The organism is Streptomyces sp. NPDC006551, from assembly GCF_040611675.1.
Lineage (GTDB): Bacteria > Actinomycetota > Actinomycetes > Streptomycetales > Streptomycetaceae > Streptomyces.
On record NZ_JBEXOT010000038.1, the window covers coordinates 60,782 to 73,661 of the forward strand.

The window sequence follows — 12,880 nt, forward strand, 5'->3', positions numbered from 1 at the left end:
CTTAAAATATGAAAGTCGGGCCGGAAGGGTGACGTGGCGGGCGTACGGGTGAACGGTCCCGCTCGATACGATGCCTGCCGCACACGCGCACGACATGCGCGCACGGCTCACGGGGGAGTCTCTTGTTCGGAATCGTCAGGCCCTGCACCCACCGTCTCGGCGACGGTCTCAAGACGGAGTGGATGGCCCATCTCTGCGGCCTCTGCCTGGCACTTCGGGCCGATCACGGCCAGTTCGCCCGGATGGTCACCAACTACGACGGCCTGATCGTCTCGGTCCTGACGGAGGCTCAGACCGGCACCAGGGTCGGGGCCGTCCCGGGCGGCCGTCGCACAGCAGGGCCCTGTCCGCTGCGCCAGATGAAGAGCGCCCCGGTCGCCCAGGGCGAAGGAGCTCGGCTCGCGGCGACGGTGTCGCTGGTGCTCGCCTCGGCGAAGATACGGGACCACGTCGCCGACCGGGACGGGCTGTTGGCCCGCCGGCCGGTCGCCGCGGCGGCCCGCCGGGTCGCCAGGTCCTGGGACCGGGCAGGCGCGCGGACCGGGCGTGAGCTCGGCTTCGACACGGCGGTCCTGGTGGACGCGGTGGACCGGCAGGGCGGGATCGAGTCGCTGGCCGGGCCGGGTACGCCGCTCCTCGTCGTGACCGAGCCGACCGAGACGGCGACGGCCGCCGCGTTCGCGCACACCGCCGTCCTGGCCGGCCGGCCGGAGAACGCGGCGCCGCTGGAGGAGGCGGGACGGCTCTTCGGGCGCCTCGCGCATCTGCTGGACGCCGTGGAGGACCGGGAGGCCGACGCCGTGTCGGGCGCCTGGAACCCGCTCACGGCGACGGGCACCTCCCTGGAGGAGGCGCGACGGCTCGCGGACGACGCGCTGCACGGGATACGGCTGGCGCTGCGGGACGTGGAGTTCGTCAGCGGCGGACTGGCGCACCTGCTGCTCGCGCACGAACTGCGCAACTCGGTGGACCGGGCGTTCGGCACGACGACCTGTGCGCACGGGGCCTCCGGGGCGTCGCCGGGCAACCCCTACCAGGGCGGTGGCTCCGGCAACGACCGGGCGCAGAACCCGTACGGGGCGCAGAACCCGTACGGCGGTGCGCCAGCGTACGGCGGTGGGAATCCGTACGGCGGGGGCGGCCCCCACGGCGGTGGGGCGGGCGGGCCCGGTGGTCCCGGCGGGCTGCCGCCGCAGTTCGGCTCCGGGGGCCCGCAGCGGCCCAAGCCGCGCGGGTTCCTGGCCGGCTGCGCCGCCTTCACCTGGCTGTTCTGCACGTGCCAACTCTGCTGTGCGAAGGAGTACGAGGGCCCCTGGTCCCGCAAGAAGCGCAAGGGCTGCTGCCGGAACGAGGACGGCTGCGACTGCGCCTGCGACAGCTGCGAGTGCTGCTGCTGCGACGGCTGACGGTCCGTCGGCGCGGCCGGTGCCCGGGGAGCGCGCGCCCTTGACCGGCATGGCCTCCGGTGGGCCCGGCGTCTTCCGTCCGGGGTACTCCGGCGCGACGCCGCGGTCACCTCTCGGGCTTCCGGGGCCCGTATGGAAGGGTGGGACACCATGAGCACGGATCCTCAGCAGGACGCACAGCGGGCATGGCAGCACTGGCACGCGCAGCGCGTCGCCGCGGTCGCCTCGTCGTACGGCCCGCTCTCCCTCACCGGTACGTACTGGCTCTCCGACCACCCGGAGGGTCGAATTCCGGCCGTTCCCGGGCAGTGGCGGGAGGACGGCGACGAGGTGGTCCTCACGGCCGGCGCCGAGGACGCCATCACCGTCGACGGAAAGCCGCTGATCGGCAGCGTCCGGCTCACCGCCGACCACGCCCCGATCCATGAGTCCCGGGTCGAGTCGGCCGGCCGCCGTCTGGTCGTCATGCGCCGTGAAGGCGAGTGGGCGGTACGGGACTTCGACCCGGAGTCGCGGGCGCGCCGCACCTTCCGGGGCATCGAAGCCACCCCGTACGACGAGCGGTGGGTAGTGCCCGGCACCTTCCGCCCGTACGAGAGGACCCGCAGCGTCCGGGTGGAGAACGCGGACGGGAAGGAGCGCGGGCTCGGTCTGGCCGGCGAGCTCTCCTTCGAGCTCCACGGCGCCGAGCACACCCTCCAGGTCGCGGTCGAGGACGACGGCACGCTGTGGGCGGTCTTCGCGGACGCCACCAGCGGCCGGGACAGCTACCGCTTCCGCTTCCTGCGGCCGGCCGCCCCGGCGGAGGACGGATCGGTGACGGTCGACCTCAACCGTGCGCTGCTGCCTCCCTGCGCCTTCGTGGACCACTTCATCTGTCCGTTCCCGCCGCCGGGGAACACCCTCGACACGGCGGTGCCGGCGGGGGAGCGGCGCGTGATCGGGGCCTGACCCGGGCTTCGCTTCCGGGTGCGGGGTGCGGGGTGCGGGGTGCGGGGTGCGGGGTGCGACGGGCACCGACGGCGAGAGGTCCGCGGGCGCCCGTTCGGCATGCGGTCTTGTGCGTCCGCTCGCCGAGGGCCACTATCACTGGGCGTGCATGTCAGGGACACGACACCCTGACGGCGTCTCACGGGCCCGCCATCCACGGGCCTCTCCGTTTTCCCATGAGGAGACCAGTGAGCAGACCAGTGAGCAGACCAGTGAGGACCAAGCGCACCCGATCGCTCGCCGTCGCGGCGGCCCTCGCCGCCACGACCGCCGTCGCCCTGCCGGCCGCCCATGCGGCCCCCGCCCCGGCGCCCGCCGGAGCCGCTCAGCTCGCCCGTGCCGACGCCGCCGTCCTCAAGGCGGACGTCGGAGGCACCGCGTGGTACGTGGACCGGGCCTCCGGCCGGGTCGTCGTCACCGCCGACTCCACCGTCTCCGACGCCGGGATCGCCAAGATCCGGCAGACCGCAGGCCCCGACGCGGGCGCACTCACCATCGAGCGCACCCCCGGTGTCTTCAAGCCCCTGCTCGGACCCGGCGACGCCATCTACGGCAGCGGCTACCGCTGCTCCCTCGGCTTCAACGTCCGCAGCGGCAGCACGTACTACTTCCTCACCGCCGGTCACTGCGGCAACTCCGTCAAGACCTGGTACGCCAACTCCGCCCAGTCGACACTGATCGGCGCCACCGTCGGGTCCAGCTTCCCGGGCAACGACTACGCCCTGGTCCGCTACGACAACGCCTCGCTCAGCCACCCCGGCGGCTTCACCGCCGCCGACGCCTACGTCGGCGAGCCCGTCAAACGCTCAGGCTCCACCACCGGCACCCGCAGCGGCACCGTCACCGGCCTGAACGCCACCGTGCACTACTCCGGCGGCGGCACCGTGCGCGGCATGATCCAGACCAACGTCTGCGCCGAGCCGGGCGACTCCGGCGGCGCGCTCTACGACGGCACGAAGGCGCTCGGCCTCACCTCCGGCGGCAGCGGAAACTGCTCCACCGGCGGTACGACCTTCTACCAGCCGGTGCCCGAGGCCCTCGCCAAGTACAAGGTCAGTCTGTACTGAGCCATCGGACCGAACCTCTCAGGTCAGACCGGTAGTTGAGCGACGTACGGCCGAAAGGCCCTCTTGCGGCGCCGACCCGGGCGGGCCGAGACTCCCCCACAGCGCCGGCCCCCGGGCCGCGCCTCACGGGTCCGACACCCCACTGCGGGCCCCCGATTCCCCTCTGGAGGAACGAGAAGTGAGGATCAAGCGCACCACCCCCCGCAACGCCATCGCGAGACGCACCCGTCTCCTCGCCGTCACCACCGGGCTCGTCGCCGCGGCGGCACTCGCCGTCCCCACCGCGAACGCCGACACCGCCGGAACGTTCAGTGCGACGCAGCTCTCCGCCGCGAGCGACGCCGTCCTGGCCGCCGATGTGGCCGGCACCGCCTGGCACATCGACCAGGCGACCGACACCGTGGTCGTCACCGCCGACTCCACCGTCTCCCAGGCGGAGATAGCCGAGATCAAGCGCCAGGCGGGCGCCAACGCCGGGGCGATACGCGTCGAGCGCACCCCCGGGAAGTTCACCAAGCTGATCTCCGGCGGTGACGCCGTCTACGCCAGCAGCTGGCGCTGCTCGCTCGGCTTCAACGTCCGTGACAGCGCGGGCAACTCCTACTTCCTGACCGCCGGCCACTGCACCGACGGCGCGGGAACCTGGTACGCCAACTCCGGCCGGACGACCGTACTCGGCTCCACCTCGGGCTCCAGCTTCCCGAACAACGACTACGGCATCGTCCGGTACACCAACAGCTCCATCGCCAAGCCCGGCACGGTCGGCAGCGTGGACATCACCAGCGCGGCCAACGCCACCGTCGGGATGTCCGTGACCCGCCGCGGCTCCACCACCGGCACCCATAGCGGCTCGGTCACCGGCCTCAACGCCACGGTCAACTACGGCGGCGGCGACATCGTCTACGGCATGATCCGCACCAACGTGTGCGCCGAGCCGGGCGACTCGGGCGGCGCGCTCTACTCCGGCAGCCGCGCGATCGGCCTCACCTCCGGCGGCAGCGGCAACTGCTCCTCGGGCGGCACGACCTTCTTCCAGCCGGTCGTCGAGGCGCTGAACGCGTACGGGGTCAGCGTGTACTAGGCGAAGGCCGCACCTCCGCAGGACCATGATCCGAACGAAACATCAGGTCGTCCACCGGCCGGACGCGGCCGGGGGACGACCTGATGTCCTCGAGTATGTGGCGGCAGGCCTCACCGGAAAGGCGTTCCAGTGGGGCCTGCACAGCTGCCCGGCTTAGGCCTCGCCCTCTGGAGCCGCAAAGCCCACGTCAGCGGGGCGAATTCCTTGATGCGCGTCTGTAAGCCATGCGCACTGCAACGAGTCTCCTGACGCCGGCTTCTGGAACCTCGGCGTCCGGGACAGCGACTACGGATATCGAAGTTCGCCTGGCTGAGTTCCGCATTATTGATCTCGGACGCCTGGGCCCCTGCGGTTCATCGCAGTTGTGGACGAGGACCGGAGTCGGCACCGCCACCACGTTGTACGTATGGAGGTCGGAGACGGTCACACCTGGTGGAGCGGACGACGACCTCGGCAGCCGCGCGGTCCACACGACGGGCCGCCGCAGCTACCGCCAGGCGATGCGCCCCTCGACCGCCACGCAGCTCCAGCACCTGATGGTGAAGGCGGTCGAGGAGGCACGGGCACGAACGCGGCGATCCCGGGCGCGACGGTCGGCGGCAAAACGGGCACGGCCCAGCACGGCCTCGGCAACACGGGCACCCCCTACGCCTGGTTCATCGCCTGGGCCCAGGCCCCGGACTCGGCCCAGCCGGCGGTCGCGGTCGCGGTGGTCGTCGAGGACGCGGAGGCCCGGCGCACGGAGATCAGCGGGGGCGGGAGCGCGGCGCCGATCACGCGGGCGGTGATGAGGCTGGAGAGGGAGGGGCCGTGAGGGACGGGCACTTCCGTTCCGCACCCCGTCAGGCGAGTTTGAAGTCACTTTGGATGACGCCGTATTCAGCAGGCTCCACCCAACAAGAGTAGCGACGGCCGGGGAGGTCCGAAAGATGGATTCCCAGTTGTTCCGCCAGCCCGGCGGCACCGGTTTTGGAGGCCTCGGTGGGGTCATCGACCGCTTGATAGAGAGCAATCGCTCCACGCACCTCTACGACGACATATGTGACACGCTTTCCCTTTCGGGCAGATTGGCCGTCATCATGCTGCTGATGAGTGTCGTGGGCATTCAACGGCTGACCGCAGATTCCGCAACGCTCATCTTCTCGCAAAGTATCCATGGAGGGAATTGTACCGCCCGGGCCATCTGCCGGCGACGGAGTAAAAGGCAAGGCTCCCGCCGGTGCAGCCTCCACTGGAGGACCGCCCGACAGGAGCCTTGCGCGTCGGTCAGACGCAGGTGGCTTCCCGCGACACGCCGCGGGATCCGGTCAGAACTACCCTGACGCCGTCCACCTGTTCATTCCGCCATTTCCATCTGGCCAGAGATATTCAAACGTTGACGCCGTATCCTCCGCGGATAGCGTCATCTGCCTCTGACAGGTCCCACAAGGCGGCTTGGTGCCGGTAATCCTCACGAGCCCGCCTTCAGGAACAGGACTCGCCATGAAGAAGGGGTCGTTGGGAATGACCGTGTCCTTGATCATGGGGGCGCCGCCGGCTGCGCGTGCTGCCCGGTTCTCCGTGTGGACGGCCTGGCGTGCCCGCCCCACGCCGATGCTGGCCTCTTCCGGAGTCGTGGCACCGCTCCGGAGGGGATACGCGTCGATCTGGGTTCCGCCAGCGTCAAAGACTTCCACGTCGGCGAAATGGGTGTTCTCCGTGACCGGACCACAAACCTGCGGAAGATTGGCGTTGTGGACCAGGATCGGAGTGGCACCTGCCAGCACATAGTACGTGTGCAGGTCGGAGACGGTCAGGTTGTGGACCGTGGCGTCCTGCGCCGTCCACCGCTGGATCGCGGCGATCTGGACGTAAGTACCGGTGCTGGTCTGGAGCCACTGACCGGACTCGAGGTCGGTGGCGTCGATCCACTCGTCAAGCTCGGGCACCCAGAACGGGTGGCCTTCGGTCGCGGTGATTCGGGCCGTCTTCGAGCCGCTCTTGCCGTCGAGGTCGATCGTGACCTTGACCAGGTGCTTGAGACCCTCGCCCTTGATCTCGGCGGTGACCGTCTCGACGACGCCCTCACCGGTCTTCGGGTCGGTGGCGATGACCTTGTCGCCGGCCTTCACCTTCTCGATCGGCTTGGTGGAACCGTCGGCCATCAGGACCTTCGTGCCGGGCACAAAGCTGTTGACCGGACAGGAACCGCCGCCGTCAGCCTGGCCGGAGCCGCCGCTACCGCTGGTGCCGCCGTTGCTGCGTGAGGAGCCGCCGGACTTGCCGCTGCCTCCGCCGCCGGAGGCCTTGCCATCGCCGCGGGAGGTCTTGCCACCGCCGCTCTTGCCCCCACTCGGATGCGAGGAGGACTTGGGTGCCGCCTTGGCCTGTGACTTCTTGTGGACGGGGTTGCCCGTCTTCCGCTTCGCGGCGGCCGCCGCGTCTGCCTTTCTCTTCGCGGCCTCGGCGGCCTTCTTCTTGGCTCTTTGAGCGGCCTCCTTCTTGGCCTTCTCGATGGCGGCCTTCTTGGCCTTCAAGGCTGCTGCCTCGGCGGCCTTGGCCTTCTTGAGGACGATCTCGGCGGCAGCCTTCGCCTTCTTGAACGCCTGGATGGCGTCGATCGTGCGGCTGACGGCCTTGAGGACAGACGGGATCTTGAGGACCTTGCCCCAAGGAATCGCGTCCACGATCAGGCTTCCGCAGGACCACATGTCACCGCCGAAGCAGGCCATGGCGTCGTTGAGACCGATGAACTCGCTCAGGATGCCCCAGGCAGCGGCCAGGATCACCGAGGTGAGCGACCTGCCCATAGTGGCCTGCGCCTGCGCGACCTGTGCCGCGGACAGACCCGCGCCGGCCAGGGCCGCTGCCTTCTCCGAAGCGGTCAGGCTGATCGCGAGACCGGTCGGGTCGGAGTAGGAGACCGGGTTGTTCTGCGCGTACGCGTATCCGTTGGACTGCAACGGGTCGTTCATGTCGAGCACCGGGTCGACGGATAGAAAGCGTCCGACCACCGGGTCGTACAGACGGGCGCCGAGCGGCTGGTAGCCGGAGGCGTCGTCCCTGGTCTTGCCGAGGAATCCCTTGTGATTCTGGAGGTTGGCACCGGCGGTGCCGCGCTCGTTGCCGAAGGGGTCCTGCTTGCGGATGCGCACCGACATGGCGCCGTAGAGGGCGACCTCCGTGTACGCACTGCCCTGGTGGTCTCCGGTCTGGGCGACGAGGGCCTCCGAACCGGTGCCGTAGGCGTAGCGCATGACCGCGCCACCCGGAACGCCGTACGTGCGCTGGGTGTTGATCAGGACGCCGCCCTGCTGGACGGTCACCTCGGCCTCGCCCAGGTGGAGGGTCGCCTGCTTGCCCTTGATGGTGAGCAGGCGGGCGCCGTCGGGGCCGTAGATGTGACGGGTGTCGTTCTGCGGCAGCCACTGCTGGGCCGTCGAGGCGGCGTCGCAGGTGGCGAGCACGATCGGCGTCGCGCTCACGTTCGCCGCGCCCTGGACCGCGAGGCATAGGCCGGAGGCGAGGTGGGTGAGCTGCCCGGCAGCGTTGCGCCCCAGCTCCTGAGAGGTCACCTGCGCGGTGGTGGTGCCGCACTTCTGGATCTGCACCGCCGATCCGGCCGTGTTCGCGGTGGGCTGGAGGCACCAGGAGTCGTAGACCGAGAGAGTGCCCCGATTGGGGTCGTTCTGGGTGCCTCCCACGGGGGCCGGGGTCGGTGTGAACTTGAAGTTCTGCGCCACCGAGGCGTTGCAGGCGTAGAGCTGGATCGGTTGAGACGCCTGGGCGGCGCCCGACTTCACGTCCAGGCACTTCTGGCCGAGCCCCACGTACGGGGACTTGCCGCCGGTGCCTGCACCGGTGATCCGGTCGACCTTGCCGTCGTAGGTCCAGGACAGTTCCTGCTTGTCACCGTTCTGGACCGAGGTGACCGTCTTGGTCTCGCCGGTCAGCTCGTACAGGCGCGTCGCCTCAGCTTTGATCAGCGCCCCCACGGGGGTCTTGAAGGTCTTCGACACCTTGGTCAGCGTGTGCGGCTGGGTGCCGTCGGCGTTGCCGTACGAGTAGGTGCTGGTGGCGTTCTTGGTGGTGTCGCCGCTGAGGTCGTTCTCGGTGAGTTTGGTGCGGTTGCCGAGGAGGTCGTACTCGTACTCCTGCCAGTAGCCCGAGTTGTCCTTGCCCGCGGCGACCCGGAGCGTTCCGTCGGCGTTCTTGTTGAGCGTGCCGTCGGGGTTGCGCGGGTTGACACAGGTCGCCTGGTCCTTGGAGGTCCATGCCGACTTCAGCTGACCCAGCGGGTCGTAGACGAAGCACTGCCGCTCCTCGATCCCGCTGGCCCCCTCCTGGATCGAGGTGACGTTGCCCGCGGGGTCGTAGGTGTACGCCCGGTGGGAGACCAGGTTCTTGGAGACGAGGGAGTCGACGACGGAGTTGTCCGCGGTCGTCCCGGACTTCTCGCGGAAGACCGACTGCGCTTTGAGCTCACCGCTGGACTCGTCGAACGCGTTCTGCGTCCACACACGGTACGGCTGGGCACCGAGCGTGGACCGGAGCACATGTCCGTAAGGGTCGTAGGTGGTCTCGGAGCCGTACCAGTCCTTGCCGGAGATGGAGAGCGGCTTGCCGTCCTTGTTGTAGCGGACGACCAGCTTCTCGGCGTCGAACCTGCCGACCGCCGGAAGGGTGGTCTCGTCCAGCATGCCCTGGTCGTTGTACGTGTAGTCGTACTTGTAGTCCTTGTTCAGACCCCAGGCGTCGACGATGGACTGCGGCAGGGACAGCGTGGTCGAGGTCGGCTGGTAATCCTTCGTGTAGCCGTTGACCGTCTGGGTGTACGCCAGGAGGTCGGTGTAGCGAGTGGCAGTGGCGGGCATGCCCTTGCCACCCGGGGCCGTGTCGTACGTGAACGTCGACAGCAGCTTGCCGGTGGAGCTGCTCTCGCGCGCCTCCTTCGGCCGCGACATCTCGTCGTAGCCGTTCCACACCTTGACGCCGCGAGCGTTCGTGGTCGTCTCGACCCGGCCGAAGGTGTCGTAGGTCGTGACGGACGTACCCGCGTCGGGGTCGGTCGCCCGCTCCACCTGGCCGTTGTGGTTGTACGTCCACGACCACGGGTGTGTCGGGTCCGCCGAAGCGGTCGCCTTCGCCAGCTGGCCGTGCGCGTCGAACTCGTAGCGCGTCGACGTGAAACCGCCGGGGGCCGCCGGGTTGAAGGTGTCCGTGCGGACGGTGCGGCCGAGCGCGTCGGTGTAGACCCGGTAGGAGGAGTCACCCTGCGGCTGGATGACCTTCGACCAGTCGGCACCGTACTCGTAGCGGATCGCCCTCTCGGGGACCTCCTGGGAGATGGCCTCGGTGGTCCCGTCGGCCTTCACCTTGAGGACCGGCATCTCCTCCAGCACGCGGCCGAGGCCGTCGTACTTGTAGCGGGTGATGTTCGGAACCGTGGTGTCCGCGCGCGGGGTGAACAGCTGTCCGTCGGGCGCGTCCTCGTTGAGGTAGGCGTTGTTGGTCTGGTAGACCTCACCGGCACTGTTGTACAGCGTGTCGGTGATCAGACGGCCACCGCCGTCCGCCTCCTCCTGGGTCTGACGCTCACGACCCATACCGTCGTAGATCGTGACGGACTTCTCGACCCTGTCCTCGTAGCCACGCGCGTACGTGGTGATAAACGGAGGCTTGCGAATCTTGCCGCCGTTGGGGTCGTTCGGGTCGGTCTCCTCCGCCGGGATCGTGTACTCGGCCTTGAAGTCCGGCACGCCCGTGGTGCGACCCGGGGCCCAAGCCTCGGCGAGACGGCCCAGCGGGTCGAACTTCGCCTCGCTCACGTGACCGTTGGCATCGGTGGTCTTCAGCGTGACCGCACGGCCCGGCTCCAGCTCCTGGACCTGGGTGTGACCGAGCAGGTTGGTCGTGGTGACCTTGAAGACCTGGCCCGTGGCTGGGCCGATGGACTCGTAGGCGATCGTGGAGGACTTCGGAACCGGCTGAGCCAGCTGGTCCGCCGAGGTCTGCTTGATCACGCGCCCTACGGCGTCGAACTCACTGGTTCCGGTGGTCTGGAATCCGGTGCCGGTACCGTTGATCGACCACGACTGGGTGGCCAGACCACGGGTCGAGGCGCCGAGCGCGGTGCCGTACGAGGTGCCGTCGTAGGTCGTGCGGGTGCCGTCGCTCAGCGACGCGAGGTCGGCGAAGTTCGCCGCCGCGCAGGTCGTCGGCGAGACCAGGACCTGCTTGGACAGACCGATCAGGTTCTTGCCCGTGTGGTGCAGGTATTCGAGCTTGGTGCAGGACTCGTCGCCGGTCTTGCCGGTGTCGCCCTGCGACTCCACCAGGGTCGGCAGACCGTGGGTCGACTCGTAGGTCGTGTTGGTCTTGACCGTTCGCAGGGTGCGGGTGTCGTCGCCCGTGCCGGAGGATTTGGTGTAGGCGATCTCCTCGGGCTCGGTGACGCGCCAGGCCTTGAGCGGCTTGAGTCCGTCGCCGAGGTCGCGGCTGGCGAGCTCGGTGGCCTGCGGGATCGTGACGCTGCGGGACAGCCACTCGGTGTCGGCGTCCGTCGCGTTGGAGTAGGTGAGCTCCTCGGCGATGCGGCCGGCGAAGGCGTCGCGGTCGTAGACGGGCTGGCCGTTGTGGGTGATCGCGTTGCCGTGGACGTCCTTCACGGGGACGGTGTCGCCCATGCCGCGGAAGAAGCGGGTGACGGCCTTGGTCTTCGGGCCTTCGGCGCCCGGCACGTCCTCGGTGGGGCTGGTGCCCTCGCCGCTGTCCGCGGCGGCCTTGCGCTCACCGGTGATCACCGTGGTCTGCTCGAAACCGGCGAACTGCGAGTAGGTCCGGGTGGACTTCTTGGAGAACTCGGCTTCGGCGAGCTTCCAGCCGGCGTTCTTGTAGTCGTACGAGGTTCGCGTCGAGTACGAGCCGTCGACGTTCGGCAGCTCCTCGATCGAGTCGACCACGTACTTGTTGAACCAGTCGATGTCCTCGACCTCGGCGTCCGGGTGCCAGAACACCGGGTAGCAGAGACGGGTGTTGGCCTTCAGCGCGGCGGTGTCGGTCTTGCCCGGGAGGTTGGTGCTGTCGAGGCACGCGGTCTCACGGGGCTTGTAGGTGACGACCGTCTCGCCGCCGTACTCGTTGACGACACGGGCGATGCGCAGTCGCGAGAAGCCGGGCCGCGGGTCGGTCGCCGGGCTGCCGCGGTAGACGCGGTTCGGCATGGCCTCTTCGTTGGACTCGAACCGCACCGCGTTGAGCTTGACGGAGGCGTCGGTGGAGCCGTTGCGGGCGTAGCCGGTGCGCTGGATCGACTCCAGCCACAGCGCGGTGTTGGCACCGGTCTTCAGGACCGGGAAGCTCTGCTTGAGCTGGTACTCGTCGACGACCTGACGCGCGGTGGTGTCGGTGAGTCGCTGCGCGGAGGTGGTGATCTTGTCCAGGCGCTTGCGGGTCCAGAACGTCGGGCCGGCGTTCCAGCACTTGCGGGTGTATTCCGTGGTGACGGCCTTGCAGTTCAGGTCGGCCGGGGTGTCGTACCAGATGCGGTACTTGCCCGGGTCCTTGTCCGTGAAGTTGGCGTCCGTGCAGGTCAGCGTGTTCTCGGTGAAGCAGCGCTCTTCGACGGAGAAGTTCACACGGGCCGGGGCCGACGCGGAGAAGATGCTCTCCTTGCGCTGGCCGTAGTCGATCCGCGACAGGTAGCCGCCGCGGTCGTACTTGACCGGACCCTTGAAGTAGAAGTTCTTCGCGTAGTAGTTCTGCTCCTTCTCCCACCACAGCGACATGGCGTTGCCGTGGATGTCCTCGACGTAGTCGAGGCTCCAGCGCCAGCCCTGGGTGCAGGAGGAGTTCTTCCAGTCGGTGGTCGTCGGACCCTTGTAGCAGTCCTCGCCCGCGTGGTTGCCGTAGACCGGCACCGTCAGGACCGACTTGGTCTGCGGGTCGTCGGCGGCGGCGCCGTTGTCCGACCAGCCCGGGAGCTTGTTCAGACCGAAGTGGTACTTGGTGCCGTCCTTGGTGGTGACACGCCAGTACTCGCCGTTGAGGGCACCGTTACCGGTCGCCTCACCCTTGATCCGCTCGATCTTGGAGCCGTCACCGTTGGAGGTGAACCACTGGCCGACGGGCTTGCCGTCGGAGCCGAGCGGGCCCTTGGTGGCGTCCCACACCAGCTCGGTGGTCATGCCGCCCAGCGACAGGGTGGCGTTGTTGGAGCCCCAGCACAGGTCGGCCGTCTTGTGGGTCGAGTTGTTCGACCCAGCCCTCTTGGAGTCCTGGCGGCAGTTGTTGTACGTCCGCGTGATCGAGCCCGGGTTGTAGTCCCAGCCGTCACCGATCCAGGAGGCCTGGTTGTT

The 12,880-nt window shown here is 68.9% G+C and carries 6 protein-coding genes and 1 pseudogene; 5 read left to right on the plus strand and 2 right to left on the minus strand.

Annotated elements, in window-relative coordinates:
* The first annotated feature begins 122 nt into the window (after window positions 1-122).
* From ABZY12_RS26935 to ABZY12_RS26955, 5 genes and pseudogenes are all read left to right on the plus strand, one after another.
* Window positions 123-1,406: a DUF5685 family protein gene (locus tag ABZY12_RS26935; RefSeq protein ID WP_356894656.1), complete on the plus strand. Its 1,284-nt coding sequence runs from the start codon at window positions 123-125 to the stop codon at window positions 1,404-1,406.
* Window positions 1,407-1,556: 150 nt separating this feature from the next.
* Window positions 1,557-2,357: a DUF1684 domain-containing protein gene (locus ABZY12_RS26940; protein WP_356894658.1), complete on the plus strand. Its 801-nt coding sequence runs from the start codon at window positions 1,557-1,559 to the stop codon at window positions 2,355-2,357.
* Window positions 2,358-2,572: 215 nt separating this feature from the next.
* A complete protein-coding gene (locus ABZY12_RS26945) occupies window positions 2,573-3,463 on the plus strand; it encodes a S1 family peptidase (protein WP_356894660.1) in 891 nt (296 codons plus the stop codon).
* A 178-nt stretch (window positions 3,464-3,641) separates the two neighbouring features.
* The gene (locus ABZY12_RS26950; protein ID WP_356894662.1) at window positions 3,642-4,544 is read left to right on the plus strand and encodes a S1 family peptidase; all 903 of its coding nucleotides are present in this window, start codon (window positions 3,642-3,644) and stop codon (window positions 4,542-4,544) included.
* A gap of 488 nt (window positions 4,545-5,032) precedes the next feature.
* A pseudogene (locus ABZY12_RS26955) lies at window positions 5,033-5,358 on the plus strand (penicillin-binding transpeptidase domain-containing protein); the annotation flags it as partial.
* A 28-nt stretch (window positions 5,359-5,386) separates the two neighbouring features.
* Here ABZY12_RS26955 and ABZY12_RS26960 read toward each other — a convergent pair.
* Together ABZY12_RS26960 and ABZY12_RS26965 are read right to left on the minus strand one after the other, a co-directional pair.
* A complete protein-coding gene (locus tag ABZY12_RS26960; RefSeq protein WP_356894664.1) occupies window positions 5,387-5,701 on the minus strand; it encodes a hypothetical protein in 315 nt (104 codons plus the stop codon).
* A gap of 156 nt (window positions 5,702-5,857) precedes the next feature.
* The coding region (locus ABZY12_RS26965) for a ricin-type beta-trefoil lectin domain protein (protein WP_356894666.1) at window positions 5,858-12,880 on the minus strand (7,023 nt) is incomplete at its 5' end.